20 protein-coding genes and 1 pseudogene are annotated in these 24679 nt (G+C 71.2%); 4 read left to right on the top strand and 17 right to left on the bottom strand.

Annotation, left to right across the window (positions count from 1 at the left end; all coding sequences use genetic code 11):
• Positions 1 to 46: 46 nt before the first annotated feature.
• The 11 genes from pgi to uvrC form a co-directional block, all read right to left on the bottom strand.
• The gene (pgi, locus tag C1I97_RS08350; RefSeq protein ID WP_111002585.1) at positions 47 to 1699 is read right to left on the bottom strand and encodes a glucose-6-phosphate isomerase; all 1653 of its coding nucleotides are present in this window, start codon (positions 1697 to 1699) and stop codon (positions 47 to 49) included.
• A 67-nt stretch (positions 1700 to 1766) separates the two neighbouring features.
• Entirely contained in the window at positions 1767 to 3035 is a 1269-nt protein-coding gene (locus C1I97_RS08345; protein ID WP_111002584.1) for an MFS transporter, read from the bottom strand.
• Positions 3036 to 3170: 135 nt separating this feature from the next.
• Positions 3171 to 3506, bottom strand: a complete 336-nt coding sequence (locus C1I97_RS08340; protein WP_073952427.1) for an RNA polymerase-binding protein RbpA — start codon at positions 3504 to 3506, stop codon at positions 3171 to 3173.
• A gap of 205 nt (positions 3507 to 3711) precedes the next feature.
• On the bottom strand, positions 3712 to 3948 hold the full coding sequence (secG, locus tag C1I97_RS08335; protein WP_111002583.1) for a preprotein translocase subunit SecG: 237 nt from the start codon (positions 3946 to 3948) through the stop codon (positions 3712 to 3714).
• 124 nt (positions 3949 to 4072) lie between these two features.
• Positions 4073 to 4849, bottom strand: a complete 777-nt coding sequence (tpiA, locus tag C1I97_RS08330; RefSeq protein WP_111002582.1) for a triose-phosphate isomerase — start codon at positions 4847 to 4849, stop codon at positions 4073 to 4075.
• Between the two features lie 5 nt (positions 4850 to 4854).
• On the bottom strand, positions 4855 to 6066 hold the full coding sequence (locus C1I97_RS08325) for a phosphoglycerate kinase (RefSeq protein ID WP_111002581.1): 1212 nt from the start codon (positions 6064 to 6066) through the stop codon (positions 4855 to 4857).
• 168 nt (positions 6067 to 6234) lie between these two features.
• The gene (gap, locus tag C1I97_RS08320) at positions 6235 to 7242 is read right to left on the bottom strand and encodes a type I glyceraldehyde-3-phosphate dehydrogenase (protein WP_111002580.1); all 1008 of its coding nucleotides are present in this window, start codon (positions 7240 to 7242) and stop codon (positions 6235 to 6237) included.
• A 507-nt stretch (positions 7243 to 7749) separates the two neighbouring features.
• The gene (whiA, locus tag C1I97_RS08315; protein WP_111002579.1) at positions 7750 to 8739 is read right to left on the bottom strand and encodes a DNA-binding protein WhiA; all 990 of its coding nucleotides are present in this window, start codon (positions 8737 to 8739) and stop codon (positions 7750 to 7752) included.
• The gene (locus C1I97_RS08310) at positions 8730 to 9836 is read right to left on the bottom strand and encodes a gluconeogenesis factor YvcK family protein (protein WP_111002578.1); all 1107 of its coding nucleotides are present in this window, start codon (positions 9834 to 9836) and stop codon (positions 8730 to 8732) included. Before C1I97_RS08310 ends, whiA begins: the two co-directional genes overlap by 10 nt.
• Positions 9833 to 10828, bottom strand: coding sequence for an RNase adapter RapZ (rapZ, locus tag C1I97_RS08305; RefSeq protein ID WP_111002577.1), 996 nt, complete (start codon positions 10826 to 10828; stop codon positions 9833 to 9835). The genes C1I97_RS08310 and rapZ overlap by 4 nt, the downstream gene beginning before the upstream one ends.
• Positions 10825 to 12921, bottom strand: a complete 2097-nt coding sequence (uvrC, locus tag C1I97_RS08300; protein WP_111002576.1) for an excinuclease ABC subunit UvrC — start codon at positions 12919 to 12921, stop codon at positions 10825 to 10827. Before uvrC ends, rapZ begins: the two co-directional genes overlap by 4 nt.
• A 277-nt stretch (positions 12922 to 13198) precedes the next feature.
• Between uvrC and C1I97_RS08295 the strand changes: the two genes are divergently transcribed.
• Positions 13199 to 14149, top strand: a complete 951-nt coding sequence (locus C1I97_RS08295; protein ID WP_111002575.1) for a hypothetical protein — start codon at positions 13199 to 13201, stop codon at positions 14147 to 14149.
• A 30-nt stretch (positions 14150 to 14179) separates the two neighbouring features.
• Here C1I97_RS08295 and C1I97_RS08290 read toward each other — a convergent pair whose 3' ends face one another.
• On the bottom strand, positions 14180 to 14602 hold the full coding sequence (locus C1I97_RS08290; protein ID WP_111002574.1) for a Rieske (2Fe-2S) protein: 423 nt from the start codon (positions 14600 to 14602) through the stop codon (positions 14180 to 14182).
• Between the two features lie 162 nt (positions 14603 to 14764).
• On the opposite strand from C1I97_RS08290, the gene C1I97_RS08285 reads away from it, so the two are divergent.
• Complete coding sequence (locus C1I97_RS08285; RefSeq protein ID WP_111002573.1) at positions 14765 to 15676, top strand: carbohydrate kinase family protein; 912 nt, start codon at positions 14765 to 14767, stop codon at positions 15674 to 15676.
• Between the two features lie 21 nt (positions 15677 to 15697).
• Here C1I97_RS08285 and uvrA read toward each other — a convergent pair whose 3' ends face one another.
• On the bottom strand, positions 15698 to 18637 hold the full coding sequence (gene uvrA, locus C1I97_RS08280; RefSeq protein WP_111002572.1) for an excinuclease ABC subunit UvrA: 2940 nt from the start codon (positions 18635 to 18637) through the stop codon (positions 15698 to 15700).
• A gap of 233 nt (positions 18638 to 18870) precedes the next feature.
• On the opposite strand from uvrA, the gene C1I97_RS08275 reads away from it, so the two are divergent.
• Together C1I97_RS08275 and C1I97_RS08270 are read left to right on the top strand one after the other, a co-directional pair.
• Positions 18871 to 19557 (top strand): maleylpyruvate isomerase family mycothiol-dependent enzyme, encoded by a 687-nt coding sequence (locus C1I97_RS08275; protein ID WP_111002571.1) that lies wholly within the window; start codon positions 18871 to 18873, stop codon positions 19555 to 19557.
• A gap of 47 nt (positions 19558 to 19604) precedes the next feature.
• Positions 19605 to 20261: an MBL fold metallo-hydrolase gene (locus C1I97_RS08270; protein ID WP_111002570.1), complete on the top strand. Its 657-nt coding sequence runs from the start codon at positions 19605 to 19607 to the stop codon at positions 20259 to 20261.
• A 180-nt stretch (positions 20262 to 20441) separates the two neighbouring features.
• On the opposite strand, the gene aroQ is transcribed toward C1I97_RS08270, so the two are convergent.
• The 4 genes and pseudogenes from aroQ to C1I97_RS08250 all read right to left on the bottom strand — a co-directional run.
• Positions 20442 to 20924 (bottom strand): type II 3-dehydroquinate dehydratase, encoded by a 483-nt coding sequence (gene aroQ, locus C1I97_RS08265; protein WP_111002569.1) that lies wholly within the window; start codon positions 20922 to 20924, stop codon positions 20442 to 20444.
• A 68-nt stretch (positions 20925 to 20992) separates the two neighbouring features.
• Positions 20993 to 22096 (bottom strand): calcium:proton antiporter, encoded by a 1104-nt coding sequence (locus C1I97_RS08260; RefSeq protein WP_181446633.1) that lies wholly within the window; start codon positions 22094 to 22096, stop codon positions 20993 to 20995.
• A gap of 67 nt (positions 22097 to 22163) precedes the next feature.
• On the bottom strand, positions 22164 to 23168 hold the full coding sequence (locus C1I97_RS08255; protein WP_181446632.1) for a TerC family protein: 1005 nt from the start codon (positions 23166 to 23168) through the stop codon (positions 22164 to 22166).
• A 295-nt stretch (positions 23169 to 23463) separates the two neighbouring features.
• Positions 23464 to 24679 (bottom strand): annotated as a pseudogene (locus tag C1I97_RS08250) (TerD family protein); the annotation flags it as partial.

Below are 24679 nucleotides of genomic sequence, written 5' to 3'. Positions count from 1 at the left end.
GCGGAGACCCGCGAGTCAGGGCAGCGGGCGGGGGGAAAGGTCCGCGTCAGCGCCCGCGCAGCTCGCGGTACTTGTTGGTCAGGGTCTTGGTGGACGCGTCCAGGCCCGGGACCTCCGTGCCCTCCGTGAGGGCCGGTTCGATGCGCTTGGCGAGGACCTTGCCCAGTTCCACGCCCCACTGGTCGAAGGAGTCGATGTTCCAGACGGCGCCCTGGACGAACACCTTGTGTTCGTAGAGGGCGATCAGCTGACCGAGGACCGACGGGGTCAGCTCACGGGCGAGGATCGTCGTCGTGGGGTGGTTCCCGCGGAACGTCTTGTGCGGGACCAGTTCCGCCGGCGCCCCTTCCTCCCGTACCTCCTCCGGCGTCTTGCCGAAGGCCAACGCCTGTGTCTGCGCGAAGAAGTTGGCCATCAACAAGTCGTGCTGCGCCTTGAGGTCACCGCTCAGCTCCGCGACCGGCTCGGCGAAGCCGATGAAGTCCGCCGGGATCAGCTTCGTACCCTGGTGGATCAGCTGGTAGTACGCGTGCTGCCCGTTCGTGCCCGGCGTACCCCACACCACCGGGCCGGTCTGCCACCCCACCGGCTCGCCGTCCCGCTGCACCGACTTCCCGTTGGACTCCATGTCCAGCTGCTGCAGATACGCGGTGAACTTGGACAGATAGTGCGAGTACGGCAGCACCGCGTGCGACTGCGCGTCGTGGAAGTTGCCGTACCAGATCCCCAACAATCCCAGCAGCAAAGGAACGTTGGACTCGGCCGGCGCCGTCCTGAAGTGCTCGTCGACCAGCCGGAAGCCCTCCAGCATCTCCCCGAAGCGCTCCGGGCCGATCGCGATCATCAGCGACAGCCCGATCGCCGAGTCGTACGAGTACCGCCCCCCGACCCAGTCCCAGAACTCGAACATGTTGGCCGTGTCGATGCCGAACTCGGCGACCTTCTCCGCGTTCGTCGACAGCGCCACGAAGTGCTTCGCGACGGCTTCCGGGCCGGCCTTCAGCTCACCGAGCAGCCAGTTGCGCGCCGACGTCGCGTTGGTGACCGTCTCGATGGTGGTGAACGTCTTGGACGCGATGATGAACAGCGTCTCCGCCGCGTCGAGGTCCCGCGTCGCCTCGTGCAGGTCGGCACCGTCGACGTTGGACACGAAGCGCACCGTCAGCCCGCGGTCCGTGCAGGCCCGCAGCGCCTCGTACGCCATCGCCGGGCCCAGGTCCGATCCGCCGATGCCCACGTTCACCACGTTGCGGATCCGCTTGCCGGTGTGTCCCGTCCACTCCCCCGAACGGACCCGGTTCGCGAAGTCGCCCATCCTGTCGAGGACCGCGTGCACACCGGGCACGACGTTCTCCCCGTCGACCTCGATCACCGCGTCCCGCGGCGCCCGCAGCGCCGTGTGCAGCACGGCCCGGTTCTCGGTGACGTTGATCTTCTCGCCGCGGAACATGGCGTCCCGCAGCCCGAACACGTCCGTCGCGGCGGCCAGCTCCCGCAGCAGCCGCAGCGTCTCGTCGGTGACGAGGTTCTTGGAGTAGTCGACGTACAGGTCGCCGACCTGGAGGGTGTACGCCTCACCGCGCTCCGGGTGGGCGGCGAACAGATCCCGCAGATGGGTGTCGGCGAGTTCCTCACGGTGCTTGGCCAGAGCGGTCCACTCGGGCCTCTGGTTGAGCCTGGTACGGCCGTCTGCGTTCATTCGGACTTCAGCCTCTTTCCTAGCTGTCCTGCTGCGTCCTGCCCCGCTGCCGAACCAACCTAGTTGATCAGCGGGCGACGTGAGTCGTCGTGACGCCGTCGTCCGGCGCACCCACCACTACGTCCGCCGCCCGCGCGGGTATCAGCGCGGCCACGGAAAGGACGACGAACGCCGCTGTGAGCAGCGCCGGGCGGTTCGGCCCCCACGCGGCGGCGACCGCCCCGCCGAGCACCGCGCCGAGCGGCGCCCCGGCCACGGAGAGGGTGCGGAAGGCCGCGCTGACCCGGCCCAGCATCCCGGCGGGGCTGCGCTGCTGCATCAGCGTGGTCGTGTTGACGTTCCACACCATGCCCATCAGCCCGAACACGGCCAGCGCGGCCACCGCCACGGGCAGACTGCGCACCACCCCCATCACCACCAGCGCGGCGATCTGCACCGCCCCGGCCAGCAGTACGGCCCGCATGCGCCCCAGCCGGGCCACGATCCGGCTGTTGACCGCTCCTCCGACCAGACTGCCGACCGTGTACGCCGTCAGTACCGCCGCGTACCCCTTGGTGCCGGCGTCAAGCCAGCCGGTCACGATGACCACCAGGGTGGCGATGAGGGCGCCCATCCCGACGTTGCACAGCGCGGTGGCGGCGCACAGCCCGCGCAGCGCCCGGTCCCGCCCGAGGGTGCGCAGTCCCTCGGCTATCTCGCGCCGCAGCGTGCTGCCCGCCGGTCTCGGCGGCCGCTCGGGCCCGGAGACCCGCAGGGAGGCCACCAGCGCGGCGGCCACCAGGAACGTGGCGGCGTTGGCGGCGAACGGGGCCGCGGCACCGGCGGCGAGCAGCAGCGGCACGGCCGGACCACCGAGCAGTCCGCCGGCCACGCGCTGCCCGGTCATCAGCCGGGCGTTGGCGCCGCCCAGCGCCTGCGGCTCCACCAGGACGGGCAGCAGGGCCGTGGCCGCGTTGTCGAAGAGCGTCTGCAGCGTGGTCAGCGCGAAGGCCAGGGCGATCAGCAGACCGATCGAGGCGTGCCCCAGGGCCACGGCCACGGCGAAACCGCCGACCAGCAGGGCCCGTACCGTGTCCGCCGTCCACATCGCGCGCCGCTGGTCCACCCGGTCGGCGACGGCGCCGCCGAGCAGTCCGAAGATGATCCAGGGGAGATAGCCGCAGGCCGCGACGGAGGAGATGAGCAGCGGGTCGTCGGTCAGCGACACGGCGAGCAGCGGCAGCGCGGCCGTACGCAGCGAGTCACCGAAGCTGGACAGCACGGCGGCGCTCCACAGCCGTCCGAATCCCCCGCGCCAGGCGGGCGCGCCCACGCCCGCGGCCTTGGTTAATGTCATGCTTCCTCTCCACGGTTCGCCTGATGCGCAAACCGTAGAGGGCACCACTGACAATCGGTCCGCGGCGGCCGGCCGCCCGGGGAGGCGACAGGTCCGGTCCCGCGCCCGCGAGCGGCGCCGGCCGGAGCCCGACTCCTAGATTTCGCCCCGCAGTTTGGCGAGCGCCTCGGCGAGGATCGCCTCGCCGTCCGCGTCGCTGCGCCGCTCGCGCACATAGGCGAGGTGCGTCTTGTAGGGCTCGGTGCGCGGCGGGGCCGGCGGGTTGTCCTGGTCCTGACCGGCCGGGAAGCCGCAGCGCGGGCAGTCCCAGGTGTCGGGGACCTGCGCGTCGCTGGCGAAGCTCGGCTGGGTCTCGTGCCCGTTGGAGCACCAGAAGGAGATGCGCAGACGCGGCGCGGACTCACCGCGCTCGGCCTCGCCCATCGGCCCCGCCCCGACCCGGCTTCCTCGGATCGCGTTGCCACTTGCCACGGTCGTAACTCCCTGCGTGATGGTGCCGCGGAGCGAGTCGGCGTACCGCTTCGCTGCGAGCACCTCAGTCTACGTAAGACCCAACGCGCGTCCAGTGACTGGAGTTACCGCCCCCCGCACACAGACGCAAGCCCCATGATAGGACGCGCCCGGGAGCGCATGCCGACCATGGGGCCTTACGTACGGAATGTGCGCCGGCTGTTGTTCAGCCGCTCGTCTTCATCAGGATGCCGAGCACCACGATGCACGCGATCCACAGCAGGCCGGCCACCACGGTGATGCGGTCGAGGTTGCGCTCGGCGACCGAGGAGCCGCCGACGGAGGACTGGACGCCGCCACCGAACATGTCGGAGAGGCCGCCGCCCTTCCCCTTGTGCATCAGCACCAGCAGCATCAGCAGCAGGCTGAAGAAGATCAGGGCGATCGAGAACCCCAAAACCACGGCTGGACCAACTTCCTCGGATTCGGATGGACGACGGGGCGCGGCAGACACTGCCTGCCATGCTCCCGCAAGACTACGACGGATCGCCGCTAGCGCATACTCACAGCCCGGCTCGTCGCCGCCCTCACTGCTCGCGGAAGCGCACGATCCTGACGAACTCGTCCGTGTCCAGCGAGGCACCGCCGACCAGGGCTCCGTCGATGTCGGCCTGTGCCATGATCTCGGCGACGTTGCCCGACTTCACGGAGCCGCCGTACTGGATGCGGACCTGGTCGGCGACTTCCTGCGAGTACAGCTCGGCGATCTTGCCGCGGATGGCGGCGCAGACCTCCTGGGCGTCGTCGGCGCCGCAGACCTTGCCGGTGCCGATGGCCCAGACGGGCTCGTAGGCGATCACGATCGACTCGGCCTGCTCGGCCGGGAGGTCCTTCAGACCGCCCTCGACCTGGGCGAGCGTGTGCGGGACGTGGTTGCCCGCCTCGCGGACGTCCAGTTCCTCGCCGACGCACAGGATCGGGGTCAGGCCGTGCTTGTAGGCGGCCTTGACCTTGGCGTTCACCAGCTCGTCGGTCTCGTTGTGATACTGGCGCCGCTCGGAGTGCCCGATCACCACGTACGTGCACTTGAGCTTGGCCAGCATCGGGCCGGAGATCTCGCCGGTGTAGGCGCCGGAGTCGTGCTGCGAGATGTCCTGGGCGCCGTACTTGATCTTGAGCTTGTCGCCGTCGACCAGGGTCTGCACGGAGCGCAGATCGGTGAAGGGCGGCAGGACGGCGACCTCGACGGCCTCGTAGTCCTTGTCGGCCAGGGCGAAGGCGAGCTTCTGGACGTGTGCGATGGCCTCGAGGTGGTTGAGGTTCATCTTCCAGTTGCCCGCCATCAGCGGCGTGCGCGTACTCATGCGGTTCAGTCCTCCAGTGCGGCGAGGCCGGGGAGCGTCTTGCCCTCGAGGTATTCGAGGGAGGCGCCGCCTCCGGTCGAGATGTGGCCGAATGCCGACTCGTCGAAGCCCAGCGTACGGACGGCCGCGGCGGAGTCGCCGCCGCCCACGACGGTGAAGCCGTCCGAGTCGACGAGGGCCTGGGCGACCGCCTTGGTGCCCTCGGCGAAGTCGGGGTGCTCGAAGACGCCCATCGGGCCGTTCCAGAAGACGGTGGCGGCGTCGGCGAGCTTGGCGGCGTACAGCTTGCGGGACTCCGGGCCGATGTCCAGGCCCAGCTGGTCGGCCGGCATGGCGTCCGCGGCGACGGCGGTGGGGTGGACCGGGGCCTTGGCCTTCAGGTCCGGGAATTCGGGCGAGACCAGCGCGTCCACCGGCAGGACCAGCTCGACGCCGGTCTTCTCGGCGCGCTCGATGTACTCCCTGACGGCCGGGAGCTGGTCCTCCTGCACGAGGGACTTGCCGATCTCGTGCCCCTGGGCCTTGAGGAAGGTGTACGCCATGCCGCCGCCGATGAGCAGCCGGTCGGCCTTGCCGAGCAGCTCGTCGATGACGGCGAGCTTGTCGGAGACCTTGGCGCCGCCGAGCGCGACGACGTAGGGCCGCCGGACGTTCTCGGTGAGCTTCCTCAGGACGCCGACCTCGGTGGCGATGAGGTGGCCGGCGTAGTGCGGCAGGCGGGCCGGGAGGTCGTAGACGGAGGCGTGCTTGCGGTGCACGGCGCCGAAGCCGTCGCCGACGTAGACGTCCGCGAGGGCGGCGAGGGCGTCGGCGAACTCGCCGCGCTCGGTGTCGTCCTTGGAGGTCTCGCCGGGGTTGAAGCGCAGGTTCTCGACGACCGCGACCTGGCCGGGCTGCAGGCCGTCCACGGCGCCGTGGGCGGCGGGGCCGACGGTGTCCTGGGCGAACGCCACGGGGGCGCCGAGGAGTTCGCCGAGCCGCTCGGCGGCGGGCAGCAGGGAGAAGGCCGGGTCCGGGGCGCCCTTGGGGCGGCCGAGGTGGGAGGCCACGACCACCTTGGCGCCGGCGTCGGCGAGCGCCCTGACGGTGGGCAGTACGGCGCGGATGCGGCCGTCGTCGGTGATGACACCGTCGGCCAGCGGCACGTTGAGGTCGGCGCGGACGAAGACCCGCTTGCCGTCCACGCCTTCGGAGAGAAGTTCGTCGATCGTCTTCATGGGTTGGGACTCCTGAGGAGGAGGGGGCTCTTGATCGTACGAGGACCGATCGATCCGCACGCGGGCGGGTTGTGGTCTTTCGCCCCGCCGTACGTGCGTCAGGGCCCGGGCCGCGCGACCGTGCGCTGCCCGAGCCCTGAACTCACATCGAGGTGCCTGCCCTGGCGATCAGAGCTGGTTGCCGACGAAGACCGTCAGGTCGACGAGGCGGTTGGAGTAGCCCCACTCGTTGTCGTACCAGCCGATGACCTTCACGTTCTTGCCCTCCTGAACCATCGTCAGGGAGGAGTCGAAGGTGCAGGACGCCGGCGCGTTGACGATGTCGGAGGAGACGATCGGGTCCTCGGTGTACTCGAGGATGCCCTTCAGCTCGCCCTCGGCGGCCTTCTGGAAGGCGGCGTTGACCTCTTCCTTGGTGACCTCGCGGGAGAGTTCGACGACGAGGTCGGTGACGGAGCCGGTGGGCACCGGAACGCGCATGGCCATGCCGTCCAGCTTGCCCTTGAGCTGAGGCAGCACCAGGGCGGTGGCCTTGGCGGCGCCGGTGGTGGTGGGGATGATGTTCTCCGCGGCGGCACGGGCGCGGCGCAGGTCCTTGTGCGGGAAGTCCAGGATGCGCTGGTCGTTCGTGTACGCGTGCACGGTGGTCATCAGACCCTTGACGATGCCGAAGTTCTCGTCGAGGACCTTCGCCATCGGCGCCACGCAGTTGGTGGTGCAGGAGGCGTTGGAGATGACGTTGTGGTTCGCGGCGTCGTAGGTGTCCTGGTTGACGCCCATGACGATGGTGACGTCCTCGTTCTTCGCCGGGGCGGAGATGATGACCTTCTTGGCGCCGCCGGCGATGTGCTTCTCGGCGTCTTCCTTCTTGGTGAAGATGCCGGTGGACTCGATGACGATGTCGACACCGAGCTCGCCCCAGGGGACGTCGGCGGGGTTGCGCTCGGACAGCACCTTGATGGTGTGGCCATCGACGGTGATGGTGTCCTCGGTGTGGGAGACCTCCTGCTTGAGGCGGCCGAGGATGGTGTCGTACTTCAGCAGGTGAGCGGTGGTCGCGGTGTCACCCAGGTCGTTGACAGCCACGATCTCGATGTCTGCACCCTGCTCCAGCAGCGCGCGGAAGTAGTTACGACCGATGCGGCCAAAGCCGTTGATGCCTACGCGGATCGTCACGAACCGATCTCCTCGTTGGTACGCCGGTTTCGACGCCGGCGAGCTGTATGGGATGTCCCCGACCACCCCCGACCCTACCCCTCTGGGACCTCCGCAGTGACATCAAGACGGCGCGGTGTCCCATATCCGCCAGTAGACCTGTGGACCCCCCTGCGCGGGCGCCCGGATCACCCCGTTCCGCCATGGAATGCCGTTACCAATTGCCCCCGTTGATCACTCATCCGTGCCCCCGGTGGCTCACTTGTGAAATCCGGCAATCCGGGCACTCTCAAGTCCGGCATATACCCCGGTCGAGCACGGCCGTCGCCGGGGCGCCGACGGCCGCCGACGGTCGCCGACCGGCCCGTACCGACCGGTCGGTGTCCGATACCGGTGGGCCGGCGCCGGCCGTTGCCGTTGACGCACGGTGATCACACCGGACGGGGTACCCACGAGCGGGGCGGCCACGCGCACCCGGCCGGTGCCGCCCGGCCGGGCCCGTTCACGCGGCCGCTCGGCCGGCCCGGGTCAGCCGGCCAGGTTGTCCGCCAGGTCCTCCGTGAGGTTGGCCTCGGTGCCCGGGATGCCGAGGTCGGAGGCCCGCTTGTCGGCCATGGCGAGGAGGCGGCGGATGCGGCCCGCGACCGCGTCCTTGGTCAGCGGGGGGTCGGCGAGGGCGCCGAGTTCCTCCAGGGATGCCTGCTTGTGCTCCATGCGCAGGCGGCCCGCGGCGGCGAGGTGTTCGGGGACGTCGTCGGCGAGGATCTCCAGGGCGCGCTGCACACGGGCGCCGGCCGCGACGGCCGCGCGGGCCGAGCGGCGCAGGTTGGCGTCGTCGAAGTTGGCGAGGCGGTTGGCCGTGGCGCGGACCTCGCGGCGCATCCGCCGCTCCTCCCAGGCCAGCACGGACTCGTGGGCGCCCAGGCGCGTCAGCAGGGCGCCGATCGCGTCACCGTCACGGACGACGACCCGGTCGACGCCCCGCACCTCGCGGGCCTTCGCCGCGATGGACAGCCGGCGGGCGGCGCCCACCAGGGCGAGCGCGGCCTCCGGACCGGGACAGGTCACCTCCAGGGAGGAGGACCGGCCCGGCTCGGTGAGCGAGCCGTGGGCCAGGAACGCCCCGCGCCAGGCGGCCTCGGCGTCGCAGGTGGCCCCCGAGACCACCTGCGGCGGCAGGCCGCGGATCGGGCGGCCCCGCCCGTCGACCAGCCCGGTCTGCCGGGCCAGTTGGTCGCCGCCCGCGACGACGCGCACCACGTAGCGCGAGCCGCGGCGCAGCCCGCCCGGCGCCATCACGATCAGCTCGGAGCCGTGACCGAAGATCTCCAGGACGTCCCGCTTCAGTCGCCGCGCCGCCATGGCGGTGTCCAGCTCCGCCTCGATCACGATGCGCCCGCTGACCAGATGGAGGCCGCCGGCGAACCGCAGAACGGCGGAGACCTCCGCCTTTCTGCAGCAGGTCCGGGTGACGGGGAGCCGGGAGATCTCGTCCTTCACCGCTGCCGTCATCGCCATGGGCCGATCCTTCCATGCATCCGAAAAATACGGTCGTACGCGGCGGCCAGCAGCTCCGGGTCGTGCCGCGGAGTTCCGTCCCTCCGGGCCACCGGCGCGAGTTCGACCGCGGCGCCGAACCGCTCGGCGGCCTCGCTGAGGTCGTCGCGGTCGGGCACGGCGGCCTCGTCGGCCAGCACCACGTCCAGGGCGAGTTTAGGGGCGTGTCGTCCCAAAACCTCCAAATGACGCTGCGGGGAGAAGCCTGCGGTTTCCCCCGGCTGCGGCGCGAGGTTCAGGGACAGCACCCGCCGTGCCTTGGTTCCGATGAGCGCGTCGAGCAGCTCCGGCACCAGCAGGTGCGGGATGACCGAGGAGAACCAGGAGCCGGGCCCGAGCACCACCCAGTCCGCGTCCAGGACCGCCTCCACGGCCTCCGGCACGGCGGGCGGGTCGTTCGGCACGAGGTGCACGGACTGCACCTCCCCGGGGGTGAGCGCGACCGTGGCCTGGCCGCGGACGACATCGATGTCCTCGGGCCGCTCCGGATCGTGCCCCCTGACCAGCGCCTGCAGTTCCAGGGGCACGGCCGACATGGGCAGCACGCGCCCGTGCGCGCCCAGCAGCATGCCCACCAGGTCCAGCGCCTGGACGTGGTCGCCGAGCTGCTCCCACAGGGCGACGATCAGCAGGTTGCCCACCGCGTGGTCGTGCAGCTCGCCCTGGGAGGTGAAGCGGTGCTGGATGACCCGGGCCCAGGTCTGCCCCCAGTCGTCGTCACCGCACAGCGCGGCCAGCGCCTTGCGCAGGTCGCCGGGCGGCAGCACCCCCAGCTCGTCGCGCAGGCGCCCGCTGGAGCCGCCGTCGTCGGCCACGGTGACGACGGCGGTGAGGTCGCCGGTGATCCGGCGCAGCGCGGCGAGCGAGGCGGACAGGCCCATGCCGCCGCCGAGCGCGACCACCTTCGGCTGGGCACCGCGCCGACGCGCCCGCGCCCCCCGGGCCTCGCCGGTGCGCCCGGCGTACGCGGCGGTCGCCCGACGCGCCGTGCGCCCGCCCGGCGTCACCCGGCGCAGCCCGCTCAGCCCGCCCAGCCGCGGAGTACGTCTTCCGGTCACTCCCGCCCCACGTCCCGGTGGACGACGACGGTCTCCACGCCCTCGGCCGCGAGCCGCGCGGCCAGCTTCTCGGACATGGCCACCGAGCGGTGCTTGCCGCCCGTGCAGCCGATGGCGATGGTCACGTACCGCTTGCCCTCGCGGCGGTAGCCGGCCGCGATCAGCCGCAGCAGCTCGGCGTAGCGGTCGAGGAACTCCTTGGCACCGGGCTGGTTGAAGACGTACGCGGCGACCTCGTCGTTCAGCCCGGTGTACGGGCGCAGCTCGGGCACCCAGTGCGGATTGGGCAGGAACCGCATGTCCGCGACCAGGTCGGCGTCGACCGGCAGGCCGTACTTGAAGCCGAACGACATCACCGTGGCCCGCAGCTCGGGCTCCTCCTCGCCGGCGAACTGGGCGTCCATCTTGGCGCGCAGCTCGTGCACGTTGAGGCTGGAGGTGTCGATCACCAGGTCGGCGTCGCCGCGCAGCTCCCGCAGCAGCTCCCGTTCGGCGGCGATGCCGTCGACGATACGGCCGTCGCCCTGGAGCGGGTGGGGCCGGCGCACCGACTCGAAGCGGCGCACCAGGGCGTCGTCGGAGGACTCCAGGAAGACGATCCGCCGCGTGACGTTCTTGGCCTCCAGGTCGGCCAGGGACTCGCGCAGGGCGTCGAAGAAGCGGCGGCCGCGGACGTCGACGACGACCGCGATCCGGGCCACGTTGCCCTGCGAGCGGGCGCCGAGCTCCACCATGGTGGTGATCAGCGCCGGCGGCAGGTTGTCGACGACGAACCAGCCGAGGTCCTCCAGACACTTGGCGGCCGTGGACCGGCCTGCCCCGGACATGCCGGTGATGATCACCAGCTCGGGAATGGCCGCGTCGGGAACGCCGGCCGTGTCGATGCTCACCTGTGCTCCGTCTTCCTGGACCGCGCGCCGCCGCTGCTCGGCGTGCGTCCCCTCGTGGACCTGATCTCGCCCGGCGGTCCGCCGTGCCTCGTGCTCGGTCATGTCTCCTGCCCCCGTCGGTCGTCCGGGACACCCGCGGTCACGGGCTCCCCCGCGTCACTCGTCGCCGTCTCGAGCGGCGCTTCCTCCATGTCTTCCATGATCTCTCCCGTCGCGGTGTTGACGGCAGGTGCGGCCGGGGCCGCTCGGGCGAGGGCCGCGGCGATCGTCTCGGCCGTCTTGCGGCCTATGCCGGGCACCTCGCGGATCTGGTCGATTGTCGCCGACCGCAGCCGCTTCACCGAGCCGAAATGCTTGATCAGCGCCTGCTTGCGCGCCTCGCCGAGACCGGGTACGTCGTCCAGGGGCCCGGCCCGGAAGCGCTTGGCCCGCCGGGTGCGCTGGTAGGTGATCGCGAACCGGTGGGCCTCGTCGCGCACGCGCTGCAGCAGGTACAGGCCCTCGCTGCTGCGGGGCAGGACCACCGGGTCGTCCTCGCCGGGCAGCCAGACCTCCTCCAGGCGCTTGGCCAGCCCGCACACGGCGATGTCGTCGATGCCGAGCTCGTCCAGGGCCCGCTGGGCGGCGGCGACCTGGGGCCAGCCGCCGTCGACGACGACCAGCTGCGGCGGGTAGGCGAAGCGCTTGGGGCGCCCGTCGTCCTCGGTGAGCGCGCCCGGCGAGCCGTCGGCGAGGGCGTCCTCGCCGTCGGCCCACTCGCCGGTCCTCTCCTTCTCGGCGAGATACCGCCTGAAGCGGCGGGTGATCACCTCGTGCATGGAGCGGACGTCGTCCTGGCCCTCTCCGTGCCAGAGCCGCGTGTCTCCGGCACGACCCCGGATCTGGAAGCGGCGGTACTCGCTCTTGCGCTGCAGGCCGTCCTCGAAGACGACCATGGAGGCCACCACGTCGTCGCCCTGGAGGTGGGAGATGTCGTAGCACTCGATCCGCAGGGGGGCGCTGTCCAGGCCGAGGGCCTCGGCGATCTCCTCCAGGGCACGCGAGCGCGTGGTCAGGTCCGAGGCGCGCCTGGTCCTGTGCAGGGCGAGCGCCTGCAGTGCGTTGCGCTGCACGGTTTCCATCAGGGCCTTCTTGTCGCCGCGCTGCGGGACGCGCAGCGAGACGTTCGCCCCGCGGCGGCCGGTGAGCCACTGCTGGACCGGCTCGACCGGGTCGGGCAGGGCCGGGACGAGGACCTCCTTGGGTACGGCGTCCCCGCTCTCCTCGCCGTACAGCTGCTGCAGGGCGTGCTCGACGAGGGCGCCGGTGGTGACGTCCTCCACCTTGTCGGTCACCCAGCCGCGCTGGCCGCGCACGCGTCCGCCGCGCACGTGGAAGATCTGTACGGCGGCCTCCAGCTCGTCCTCGGCGACGGCGACGAGGTCGGCGTCGGTCGCGTCGGCGAGCACGACCGCGTTCTTCTCCATCGCCTTCTTCAGGGCCCCGATGTCGTCGCGCAGGCGGGCGGCCCGCTCGTACTCCATCTCCTCGGCCGCCGCCGTCATCTCCCTCTCCAGGCGCCGCAGGTACGTGCCCGTGCGGCCGGCCATGAAGTCGCTGAACTCCTCGGCCAGCTCCCGGTGCTCCTCGGCGGAGACACGGCCCACGCAGGGCGCGGAGCACTTGCCGATGTAGCCGAGCAGGCAGGGGCGGCCGGTGCGGGCGGCGTTCTTGAAGACTCCGGCCGAGCAGGTGCGCACCGGGAAGACGCGCAGCAGCAGGTCGACGGTGTCGCGGATGGCCCACGCGTGCGCGTACGGCCCGAAGTAGCGCACGCCCTTCTTCTTGTGGCCGCGCATCACCTGCACGCGCGGGAACTCCTCGTTCATCGTCACCGCGAGGTACGGGTAGCTCTTGTCGTCGCGGTACTTGACGTTGAACCGGGGGTCGTACTCCTTGATCCAGGAGTACTCCAGCTGCAGCGCCTCGACCTCCGTGGACACCACGGTCCACTCCACGGACGCCGCGGTGGTGACCATGGTGCGGGTGCGCGGGTGGAGGTTCGCCAGGTCCTGGAAGTAGTTGGCCAGGCGCTGGCGCAGGCTCTTGGCCTTTCCGACGTAGATCACCCGGCGGTGCTCGTCACGGAACCTGTAGACCCCGGGACAGTCCGGGATGTCTCCCGGCTTGGGGCGGTAGCTGGAGGGGTCGGCCATGTCTCACACCCTACTGTCGGGCACCGACACAGCGGCGGGTCTCTCGTACCGGCTGCTCCCGGCCCGCTCCGGCGGGGGTGCGGACTCGGCCAGGAGTGCGCGGCCGTCGGTCCCAGGTGTTGTCGGGACTTGGTCAACACGCTTCAATGCGGGGGAACTCGGGGCCGTCGAAGCGGCGTACGGAGGTGAGGACACCCGTGCCCGCGCGCGGGGGTGGCCCCGTGGACCCGCGGAACGGTCCGACCAGCCGTCCGCACCTTCACAGAAAGGCGCGTGCATGCCGTACGCCCCGCAGCAGGCGGACATCGCGACCGTCGAACTGGACACGGCCCTGCGCGGCGGCCCCTTCCACGTGGCGCTGCGCGCCGCGATCGCCGCCCGTGGGCTGCCGTTGCAGCGCGTGCAGCACCATCTGTCGCGCTACGGGGTCAGGGTCGGGGTCACCAGTCTGAGCTACTGGCAGCAGGGCGCGCGGCGCCCGCAGCGGCCGGAGTCGCTGCGGGCCGTACGGGCCCTGGAGGAGATCCTGCGGTTGCCGGACGAGTCGCTGATCCGGCTGCTGACCGAGGCCGAGGAGCGCCCGGACGCGCGGCGGGCCGGGGTGCGCTCCTACCGCTCCCTGGTGGAGGCGTCGGACGTGCTGCGCGGGCTGCTGGCCGAGCTGGACTGCCCGCCCGGCGGTGGCGGCCTGCACACGCTGGGCCACCACGAGCGGGTGCGGATCGGGCCGCGCCGGGAGCTCGCCGAGCGCGAGTCCCAGCACATCGTGCGCGCGCACCGGGACGGTGTGGACCGCTTCGTGGCCGTTCACCACGGCGACCCGGGGTGCGTGCCGGAGCGGATGGCCGTGCACGCCCTGGAGAACTGCCGTACGGGGCGGATACGGCGGCACCACGGCACCGGGGTACTGGTGGCCGAGCTGCTCTTCGACACCCGGCTGCGGGCCGGTGACACGTTCCTGTTCCGGTACGGCGTCGAGGACGGCACCGCGGGGGTGACGCGCGAGTGCCTCCGGGAGTTCGACTCGGCCGGCGGGCAGTACGCCCTTCAGGTGCGGTTCGCCGGCGGTGTCCTGCCGGTGCGCTGCCACCGGTTCACGCAGGCCTCGGCGGCGGCACCGCGCGGCGGCCGCCAGGAGCTGCCGGTGAGCGCGCGGCACCACTCGGTCCACCTCGTGGAGGCGCGGGTGCGGTCGGGGATCGTGGGGATCGGCTGGGACTGGGAGTGAGCGGGCCGGGCCGGGGGCGGCTGCCGTCCGTCAGGCGTCGGGCCCGACGACGAGCTTGCCTCCTTGCGCGCGTACGGGCAGCTCGGGCAACGGGACGGAGGCCGGGGACCGTGTCACCTGGCCGGTGGTGGCGTCGAACTCGCTGCCGTGGCAGGGGCAGATCAGCTTCGTCCCCTCGAGCTTGTTGATCGGGCACTGCGCGTGCGTGCAGAGCGAGCTGAACGCCTTCAGGGTGCCGTCGTCGTTCCGGCTGACCACCACGTTGTGGTCCCGGTAGAGCTTGGCTCCGCCCTTGGGGACCTCGCTCTCGGCACCGAGGTCGACCGGTGCGGTGGGCGTGGCGGGAGCGTAGGTGCCGCCCGGGTCGCAAGCGGTGAGCCCGAGCGCGGCGACGGGGGTGAGGGCCGCTCCGCGCAGGACGGTGCGGCGGCTCGCGGAGGGACGGCCGGGCATGAGGGTCTCCACTGGTCAAAGGGCCGGACACGCCGACCATACCCACCGGCGCCGACGCGGGCGGGGGCGGGTCGGCGCCGGTGCTGACGCGTGGACCCGGCGTTTACCTCCGGCGCGCGATGGGATAACTTCCCGGCCCGAGCTGCCGAAAGGAACCGACTCGTGATCGTTGTCGCCGGTGAGGCCCTGATCGACCTGGTACCGCGGGGCACGGGCGCCCTCGCCGACCTCGGACCGGCGCTCGGCGGCGGCCCGTACAACACGGCCGTCGCGCTGGGCCGTCTCGGCTCCCGTACGGCCTTCTGCTCCCGCCTGTCGTACGACGCCTTCGGTGAGGCGCTGCTCGACGGGCTGCGGCGGGCCGGCGTGGACGTCTCGGGCGTGCAGCGCGGCGCCGAGCCGAGCACGCTGGCGGTCGCCGCGGTCGGCGCCGACGGCTCGGCCGCGTACTCGTTCTACGTCGACGGCACCGCCGACCGCCTGTTCACCGCGCCCGCCGAGCTGCCCGCCGGGACCCGCGCGGTGTCCTTCGGCACCTGTTCGCTGGTCCTGGAGCCGGGTGCGAGCGCGTACGAGGAGCTGATGCGGAGCGCGGCCGGGCAGGGCGTGTTCACCTCGCTGGATCCGAACGTCCGGCCCGGTCTGATCGCGGACGCGGACGCCTACCGGGCGCGCTTCGCGAGCTGGCTGCCCTCGGTGTCGCTGCTGAAGCTGTCCGAGGAGGACGCGCGGTGGCTGGGCGGCACTCCGCGCGCATGGCTGGCCGCCGGACCGTCGGCCGTGGTGATCACCCACGGGGGCGACGGGCTGACCGCGTTCACGAAGGACGGCGCCGTGCACTCCGTGCCGGGCGAGAAGGTCGACGTCGTGGACACCATCGGCGCGGGCGACACCGTGAACGCGGCGCTGCTGCACGCGCTGTCCGTGCGGGACGCCCTCTCCCCCGAGGGCCTGGCCGGACTGGACGCCCCGGGCTGGACGGGGCTGCTGCGGTTCGCGGCCCGCGCGGCGGCGGTCACCTGCTCGCGCGCGGGCGCCGAGCCGCCGTACGCGGCGGAGGTCGGCGAGCCGTAGCAGCCCCGTCCGGGCGGTGGCTCAGGCCTTGCGGGCCCGGGTCGTCTTCTTGGCGGGTGCCGCCTTCCTGGTCGCTGTGGTGCCGGCGTCCTTGGCCGAGGGCGCGGCGTCGCTGATGCTGTCCGGCCGCAGGATCTCGCGCAGGAACTTCCCGGTGTGGCTGGCGGGGACGCCGGCCACCTGCTCGGGCGTGCCCTCGGCGACGACCAGACCACCGCCGGCGCCGCCCTCGGGGCCCATGTCGACGACCCAGTCGGCGGTCTTGATCACGTCGAGGTTGTGCTCGATGACGATGACCGTGTTGCCCTTGTCGACCAGGCCGGACAGCACCTTGAGCAGCTTGCTGATGTCCTCGAAGTGCAGACCGGTGGTCGGCTCGTCCAGGACGTAGACCGTGCGTCCGGTGGAGCGGCGCTGCAGCTCGCTGGCGAGCTTGACGCGCTGCGCCTCGCCGCCGGACAGGGTGGTCGCGGACTGGCCGAGCCGGACGTAGCCCAGGCCGACGTCCTTGAGCGTCCTGAGGTGGCGGGAGATCGCCGGGACCGCCTCGAAGAACTCGGTCGCCTCCTCGATCGGCATGTTCAGCACGTCGGCGATGGACTTGCCCTTGTAGTGGACCTCCAGGGTCTCCCGGTTGTACCGGGCGCCGTGGCAGACCTCGCACGGGACGTAGACGTCCGGGAGGAAGTTCATCTCGATCTTGATGGTGCCGTCGCCCGCGCAGTTCTCGCAGCGGCCGCCCTTGACGTTGAAGGAGAAGCGGCCGGGCAGGTAGCCGCGGACCTTCGCCTCGGTGGTCTCGGCGAACAGCTTGCGGATGTGGTCGAACACCCCGGTGTACGTCGCCGGGTTGGACCGCGGGGTGCGGCCGATGGGCGACTGGTCGACGTGCACCACCTTGTCGACGAGGTCGTCGCCGTCCACGCGCGTGTGCCGGCCGGGCACGTTCCGCGCGCCGTTGAGCTCGCGGGCCAGGTGCGTGTAGAGGATGTCGTTGACCAGGGTGGACTTGCCGGAGCCGGAGACGCCGGTGACGGCCGTGAACACGCCCAGCGGGAAGGACACGTCGATGTCCTTGAGGTTGTTCTCGCGGGCTCCGCGCACGGTGAGCTTCCGGGAGGGGTCGCGGGGACGCCGGACGTCGGGCACCGGGATGGACCTCTCGCCCGACAGGTACTGGCCGGTGTGCGACTCGGCGTTGGCCAGCAGCTCCTTCAGCGAGCCGCTGTGCACGACCTTGCCACCGTGCTCGCCCGCGCCGGGGCCGATGTCGACGATCCAGTCGGCGGTCTTGATGGTGTCCTCGTCGTGCTCGACGACGATGAGCGTGTTGCCCATGTCGCGCAGCCGGACCAGGGTCTCGATCAGCCGGTGGTTGTCGCGCTGGTGCAGGCCGATGGACGGCTCGTCCAGGACGTACAGCACGCCGACGAGGCCGGAGCCGATCTGGGTGGCCAGGCGGATGCGCTGGGCCTCGCCGCCGGAGAGCGTGCCGGCCGCGCGGTTCAGCGAGAGGTAGTCCAGGCCGACGTCGACCAGGAAGCGCAGCCGCTCGTTGACCTCCTTGAGCACGCGCTCGGCGATCTTCTTGTCGCGGGCGCCCAGCTTCAGCTCGCGCAGGAAGTCGGCGCAGTCGCTGATCGACATCGCGGAGATCTCGGCGATCGACCTGCCCATGAGCGTGACCGCGAGGACGACCGGCTTCAGGCGCGTGCCCTCGCAGGTGGGGCAGGGCACCTCGCGCATGTAGCCCTCGAAGCGCTCGCGGCTCGCGTCGCTCTCGGCCTCGCTGTGGCGGCGCTTGACGAAGGGGACGGCGCCCTCGAAGGGCGTGGTGTAGACGCGCTCGCGCCCGTACCGGTTGCGGTAGCGGACCTCGATCTGCGTCTTGTGGCCGTACAGCAGGGCCTTCCTGGCGCGCTTCGGCAGGCCCGCGAAGGGGATGTCGGTGCGGAAGCCGAGGGCGTCGGCGAGGGCGCCGATCAGCCGGCCGAAGTAGTCCTTGGTGTGCCCGTGCGACCAGGGGTGGATGGCGCCCTCGTCGAGGGTCTTCTCCTCGTCGGGGACGATCAGTTCGGGGTCGACCTCCATGCGCGTGCCGATACCCGTGCACTCGGGACAGGCGCCGAAGGGCGAGTTGAAGGAGAAGGAGCGGGGCTCCAGCTCCTCGAAGGACAGGTCGTCGTACGGGCAGTACAGGTGCTCCGAATACATGCGCTCGCGCTCGGGGTCGTCCTCGGGCAGGTCGACGAAGTCGAGCACGACCATGCCGCCCGACAGGCCGAGGGCGGTCTCCACGGAGTCGGTGAGGCGGCGCTTGGCGCTGTCCTTCACGGTGAGGCGGTCGACGACCACCTCGATGGTGTGCTTCTCCTGCTTCTTCAGCGTGGGCGGGTTCGAGAGCTGGATGGTCTCGCCGTCCACGCGCGCGCGGGAGTAACCCTTGGTCTGCAGGTCGGCGAAGAGGTCGACGAACTCGCCCTTGCGCTCGCGCACCAGCGGCGAGAGCACCTGGAAGCGGCTCCCCTCCGGCAGCTCCAGGACCTTGTCGACGATGGCCTGCGGCGACTGCCGCGAGATCGGGCGGCCGCACTCCGGGCAGTGCGGCTTGCCGATGCGGGCGAAGAGCAGGCGCAGGTAGTCGTAGACCTCGGTGATGGTGCCGACCGTCGAGCGCGGGTTGCGCGAGGTCGACTTCTGGTCGATGGAGACCGCCGGGGACAGGCCCTCGATGAAGTCGACGTCCGGCTTGTCCATCTGGCCGAGGAACTGGCGGGCGTACGAGGAGAGCGACTCCACGTAGCGCCGCTGGCCCTCGGCGAAGATGGTGTCGAAGGCCAGGGAGGACTTGCCCGACCCGGACAGGCCCGTGAAGACGATGAGCGAGTCCCGGGGCAGGTCGAGCGAGACGTTCTTCAGGTTGTGCTCGCGCGCGCCACGGACGATGAGACGGTCGGCCACGCCGGTCCGCACCTTTCTTGAGAGAAGTGACAGGGGCGGGGCCCCCGTGTTTCTCAGAGTAGGGGGAGCCACTGACAACGCCGGGCGGGATTCCCGGATGCGCCCGGATGTTCAACAACTCCCGGCCCTCCGGCATGCCCGATGCCGCACCCGACCCTATAGCACGTGCATTCGATTTACGGGTACGGTCTGCCGCCTTCACCCGATGGTGTGACCCGGCTAATGTCGGCGCCATGATTGATCACGCGCGCGACCTGGCATCCGTACAGGGCGCAACCGAACGGCTGCTGACCGCGGTCGGTACCTTGGACAACGCGGCTGTGACCGAACAGTCACGGCTGCCCGGCTGGACCCGGGGCCACATCCTGGCCCACCTGGCCCGCAACGCGGACGCGCTGGTGAACGTCTTCGAGGGGCGCCCCATGTACGCCTCCGCCGAGGCCCGGGAGGCCGACATCGAGCGGGACGCCCCGCGCCCCCTCGACGCGCAGCTCGCCGACGTACGCGAGAGCGCGGCCCGCTTCCAGCGGACGGCGGCCGAGCCCGCGGACTGGTCCCGCACCGTGGAGCTGCGCAACGGCGTCACCGACTCCGCGTCCCGGGTGCCGTTCCGGCGCTGGGTGGAGGTGGAGCTCCACCACGTGGACCTGGGGGTCGGCTACGAGCTGGAGGACCTGCCGGCGGAGTTCGTCGAGCGGGAGATCGGGTTCCTGGCCGAGCGCTTCGCCGGGCACCCGGACGTGCCGCCCACCCGGCTGACGGACGGCACCCGCGCGTGGGACACGGGCCGGGAGGCGGACGGTCCCGCCGTCACCGTCACGGGAGGCCGGGCGGACCTGCTCGGCTGGCTCGCGGGACGCCGCGACGGGTCCGCCCTGAAGGTGACGGGCGGCGCGCTTCCGGCGCTTCCCCCGCTGTAGCCGCGTGCACGGTCCCCGGGCCGCTCCCCCGCTATAGGCTGACGGCCATGATGTACAGCGGAGAGGTGCGGGTCGGCGGCCCGGCGGACGTGCACGAGCTGAAGGACCTGATGATCACCAAGATCGCGGTCGGCCCGATGGACAACAACGCCTATCTGCTGCGTTGCCGCGCCACGGACGAGCAACTGCTGATCGACGCGGCGAACGACGCGCACACGCTGCTCGGCATGATCGGCGACGACGGCATCGCCTCGGTCGTCACGACCCACCGGCACGCGGACCACTGGCAGGCGCTGGCGGAGGTCGTGGCGGCCACGCGCGCGCGTACGTACGCGGGCCGGGACGACGCCGAGGGCATCCCCGTGCCGACCGACGTCCTCGTCGACGACGGCGACACGATCCGGGTGGGACGGGTGGAGCTCACCGCACGCCACCTCGTCGGCCACACGCCGGGCTCGATCGCGCTGGTCTACGACGACCCGCACGGGCACCCGCACGTGTTCACCGGGGACTGCCTCTTTCCCGGCGGCGTGGGCAACACCCACAAGAACCCGAAGGCGTTCGCGCGTCTCATCCACGACGTCGAGACGAAGATCTTCGACGCGCTCCCGGACGAGACGTGGGTGTACCCGGGCCACGGCAACGACACGACGCTGGGCGCGGAACGCCCGCACCTTCCTGAGTGGCACGCGCGCGGGTGGTGAGCCGACGCACGGACGCCCCCTCGCGCCCCGTGTGAACCCTTCGCACGCGCCGGTGGTACGCACCCGCTTGCCCTTCACCGTGATGCGCGGTCCACTGGCGGCAACCCCGCACAGGATGACGGCTCCTGCGCGGTACGGGCCGCCGGTCCTCATTCCCCGCCCTCGGCCGGCGGCCCCGCCCTACGCGTCCGCCTGCCCCGTGCCGGCCAGTGCCGCCACCCGCTCCACCGCGAAGGCGTACCCCTGCACCCCGCAGCCGGCGATGACCCCGTCGGCGCGCAGCGAGACGTAGGAATGGTGCCGGAACTGCTCGCGCTGGTGGATGTTGGAGATGTGGACCTCCACCACCGGCAGCCCGTCGCAGGTGTTGAGGGCGTCCAGGATCGCCACGGAGGTGTGCGAGTAGGCGGCGGGGTTGATGACGATCCCGCAGTGGTTCAGCCGGGCCTCGTGGATCCAGTCGACCAGCTCTCCCTCGTGGTTGGACTGGCGGAAGTCGACCGTGCCGCCGTGTGCGGCCGCCGTCTTGGCGCACAGCGCCTCGACGTCCGCGAGCGTGTCGGAGCCGTAGATCTCCGGCTGGCGCTGCCCGAGCAGGTTCAGGTTGGGGCCGTTGAGGACCATGAGGGGCGCGGTCGCGAGAGTGCGGGCGGGACGGGTCATGTCGGGCCTCCGGTGAGATCGGCGCTTCACCGGAGGTCTATCACGCGGCACCGGAGGCCCGTCCGCCGCTACGGATTGATCGCCAGTTCCAGATAGGCGGCCAGCAGCACCAGATGGACACCGCCCTGCAAGGGGGTGGCCCGCCCCGGGACCACGGTGAGGATGCCGACGCCGATGGTCAGCGCGAGCAGCACCATGTGGGTGGCGCCGAGGCCCAGGATCAGCGGCCCGGGCAGCCAGAACGACGCGATCGCCACCGTGGGGATGGTGAGACCGATGCTGGCCATCGCCGAGCCGAGCCCGAGGTTGAGGCTGATCTGCACCCTGTCGCGGCGGGCGGCGCGCACCGCGGCGATCGTCTCCGGCAGCAGGATGAGCAGCGCGATGAGCACACCCACCACGGCGTGCGGCAGGCCGGCGCTGTCGATGGCGGTTTCGATGGTGGGCGACACGCCCTTGGCCAGGCCGACAACGCCCACGAGGGCCGTGCCGAGCAGGGCCAGGCTGGTGAGAGCGACCCGGTTGGTGGGCTTTTCGATGTGCTCCGGGGCCGCGATGACCTCGCCCTGGCGGGTCAGGGGGAGGAAGTACGAGCGGTGGCGCATGGTCTGGGTCGTGACGAACAGGCCGTAGAGCACCAGGGAGGCCAGCGCGGCGAAGGTGAGTTGAGCCGTGGAGTACTCCGGTCCGGGCTTGCTGGTGGTGAAGGTCGGCAGCACGAGGCAGAGGGTGGCCAGGGTGGCGACCGTCGCGAGGGCCGCGCCGGAGCCCTCGGGGTTGAAGATGGCGACCTTGTGCCGCAGCGAGCCGACGAGCAGGCTCAGACCGACGATGCCGTTGCAGGTGATCATCACCGCGGCGAACACGGTGTCGCGGGCGAGCGTGGCGCTCTTGTCACCGCCGTCGATCATCAAGGTCACGATGAGCGCGACCTCGATGACCGTGACGGCGACCGCGAGGATGAGGGAGCCGAAGGGCTCGCCCACCCGATGGGCGACGACCTCGGCGTGGTGCACCGCGGCCAGGACCGAGCCGGCCAGGACCAGGGTCAGCAGCGCGACGCCCCCACCGGGCAGGGCACGGCCCCAGGTGAAGACCAGGAGGACGACCGCGAGCACCGGCACAATGGTCGTCCACTGCGCCATGAGGAAGTCCCTGAGCCGCAGGATCACGCTTCGATCCTTGCAGGGTCCCGGGTCCTTCGCATGCGAGGTGCCCGCTCGTGTCTCGTCCTGGTGATCAAGCATTCACACGGTCCTTCGTCGCGTCGTCGTACTGGTCCTGCACCTCCTCCGCCTCGGCCTGTTTCCTGGCGGCGATCAGGCTGGTGACCGTGGTGACGGCCAGGACGGCGCAGATCACGCCCAGGGAGACCGGGATGCTGATCTCCGGGACGTCGACGCCGGACTCGTGCAGCGCGTGCAGCGTCAGCTTGACGCCGATGAAGCCGAGGATCACCGACAGCCCGTAGGACAGGTGGACCAGCTTCTTCAGCAGGCCGCCTATCAGGAAGTACAGCTGCCTGAGACCCATCAGGGCGAAGGCGTTGGCGGTGAAGACGATGTACGGGTCCTTGGTCAGGCCGAAGATCGCGGGGATCGAGTCGAGGGCGAACAGGATGTCGGTGGTGCCGATCGCGAGCATCACGAGCAGCATCGGCGTCATCACGCGCTTGCCGTTCTGCCGGATCCACAGCCTGGTGCCGTGGTAGCGGTCGGCCACGCCGAAGCGGCGCTGGGCCGCCTTGAGCAGCTTGCTCTCCTCGAACTCCTCCTCGTCGTCCCCGCCGGAGCGGGCCTCCTGGATGAGCTTCCAGGCGGTCCAGATCAGGAAGGCGCCGAAGAGGTAGAACACCCACGAGAAGCTCGCGATGATCGCGGCGCCGGCGGCGATGAAGCCGGCCCGCAGCACCAGGGCTATGAGCACGCCGATCAGCAGCACCCGGTGCTGGTACTTCGACGGCACGGCGAACTTCGCCATGATCAGGACGAAGACGAAGAGGTTGTCGACGCTCAGCGACTTCTCGGTGATGAAGCCCGCGAAGAACTCGCCGGCCGGGCGGCCGCCGCCGAAGACGAGCAGGCCGAGACCGAAGAGACCGGCGAGCGCGACCCAGACGACGGTCCAGATCCCGGCTTCTTTGACCGACACGTCGTGCGGCTTGCGGCCGATGAAGAAGTCGACCGAGATCAGGGCGGCCAGGCCCACGATGGTCAGGACCCACAGGGTCAGGGAAACATCCACGGTGCCTCCGGCAGGTGCGTCACTTGCAAATGACTTGGCGTCCTACTGCCGGAGGTCTCTTCCACCCGTGCGGCCGGGCGCGTGAGGCGCCGGAAACCAGCGGGCCGACGCCCCGGGATCCGTCCGGATCCGTACTGACGGGACGCCGCAGGAGGCAGGGAATACTCCCCTCCGTACGAAGAAACTGTAACCGAACACCCAAAGAAAGGTAAAGCGTCAGACCGAGTCAAACCAAGAGAGTTTCAAAAGGCCTGCTCAGACGGCTTTACCGTTCCTTGGTCGTCTCGTGTCGTGGTCAGCGGTTCCATTCGCGGCGGGCCGTCGCGACCTGGGTGAGCACCAGTTGGAGCACCTGGCTGCCCTGCGGCACCACCGGCGGCTCGTACGTCCAGGTGTGCCCGACCCAGGGGTCGGCGAGGTGGCCGTCGGGCACCGGGGTCAATCGCAGCAGGGAACGCCACAGCGGGTCGAGCAAAGGGCCGTAGGCGGCGGCGTCCTCCCGGTCGGCGACCATCATCAGGTGGACGCCCACGGCCGGGCCCTCGTCGGCGAGGTAGCGCAGCTGGGTCACGGCGCGGTCGTCGAATCCGTGCGGGAAGTCGTTGACGATCAGCAGTTGCTCGGAGGTGTCGAAGCCGGGGGGCAGCGCGTCGGGGGCGCCACCGCGCACGGCCATCTGCACCAGGTCGACCCGCTGGGTGAGCCGGCCCAGGACGTCCGCGACCCCGGCGGCGCCTGCCGCGGGCGGCCCCGCGAGCACTCCCGCGTCCACCAGGGGCGCGAGGGCCCGCGCTCCGGATCCGGCCGGGTCGATGACGTGGACGCCGAACTCGCCGGGCGGGTGGACGGCGAGCAGCCGGGCCGCGTGGGCCACGGCCGCCTCCATCGCCAGGCGGCGCACCTCGCCCTCGTCGGCGAACGACTCGTCGTCGGGCACGGACGGCAGGCGGCCGCTGTCGATCCACAGTCCGCGCTGCAGCGGCAGCCGGACCAGCATGGGGATGCGCAGGGAGGGGTCCTCCGGCAGGTGCAGGTCCCCGAGGCGCACGGCCATCGGAATCTCCATCGGCATCCGGTAGCCGTGCCAGACCGGGTTGTCCCAGCGCGCGTACGCCGGTGGCAGCGCCGGCTCGACGACCTCGGACTCGGCGGCGAGCTGGTCCAGGTCGCGGTCGAAGGCCGCCCTGGCCTGCTCGACGAGCTGCGCGTGCTTGGCACGGGCCGCCTCCCGGGCGGCCTCGGCCCGCCCACCGACGCGGCTGCGCGGGTCGGCCAGCACCTGGTCGATCTCCTTCTCCAGCCGCGACTCGGCGAAGTCCACGGCGCTGCGGTAGGCGGCCGTGGTCCGCGCCAGGTCCTCGAACATGCCCCACACCTGGTTGTAGAGCCGCTCGTCCATGGACCACCCGGTCGCGTCCCCGGCGACGGGGGCGACGGGCTGCGCGGGCGCGGTCGGTGGCGGCGCCGCGCTCTGCCACCCCGGGTGGTGGTCGACCGGACCGCCCGTGGGC

The organism is Streptomyces sp. NTH33, assembly GCF_003236365.1.
Taxonomy (GTDB): Bacteria; Actinomycetota; Actinomycetes; order Streptomycetales; family Streptomycetaceae; genus Streptomyces.
Note: the sequence above shows the minus strand (reverse complement) of the source record. Positions and strands in the feature narration are given on the sequence as shown.

Excerpts from the sequence above, each read along its gene's own strand:
- C1I97_RS08270 (WP_111002570.1), top strand. The coding sequence starts at position 19,605 with ATGATGTACAGCGGAGAGGTGCGGGTCGGCGGCCCGGCGGACGTGCAC.
- aroQ (WP_111002569.1), bottom strand. The coding sequence starts at position 20,924 with ATGACCCGTCCCGCCCGCACTCTCGCGACCGCGCCCCTCATGGTCCTC.
- C1I97_RS08290 (WP_111002574.1), bottom strand. The coding sequence starts at position 14,602 with ATGCCCGGCCGTCCCTCCGCGAGCCGCCGCACCGTCCTGCGCGGAGCG.
- whiA (WP_111002579.1), bottom strand. The coding sequence starts at position 8,739 with ATGGCGATGACGGCAGCGGTGAAGGACGAGATCTCCCGGCTCCCCGTC.
- uvrC (WP_111002576.1), bottom strand. The coding sequence starts at position 12,921 with ATGGCCGACCCCTCCAGCTACCGCCCCAAGCCGGGAGACATCCCGGAC.
- C1I97_RS08295 (WP_111002575.1), top strand. The coding sequence starts at position 13,199 with ATGCCGTACGCCCCGCAGCAGGCGGACATCGCGACCGTCGAACTGGAC.
- C1I97_RS08325 (WP_111002581.1), bottom strand. The coding sequence starts at position 6,066 with ATGAAGACGATCGACGAACTTCTCTCCGAAGGCGTGGACGGCAAGCGG.
- C1I97_RS08275 (WP_111002571.1), top strand. The coding sequence starts at position 18,871 with ATGATTGATCACGCGCGCGACCTGGCATCCGTACAGGGCGCAACCGAA.
- tpiA (WP_111002582.1), bottom strand. The coding sequence starts at position 4,849 with ATGAGTACGCGCACGCCGCTGATGGCGGGCAACTGGAAGATGAACCTC.
- C1I97_RS08345 (WP_111002584.1), bottom strand. The coding sequence starts at position 3,035 with ATGACATTAACCAAGGCCGCGGGCGTGGGCGCGCCCGCCTGGCGCGGG.
- pgi (WP_111002585.1), bottom strand. The coding sequence starts at position 1,699 with ATGAACGCAGACGGCCGTACCAGGCTCAACCAGAGGCCCGAGTGGACC.
- rapZ (WP_111002577.1), bottom strand. The coding sequence starts at position 10,828 with ATGACCGAGCACGAGGCACGGCGGACCGCCGGGCGAGATCAGGTCCAC.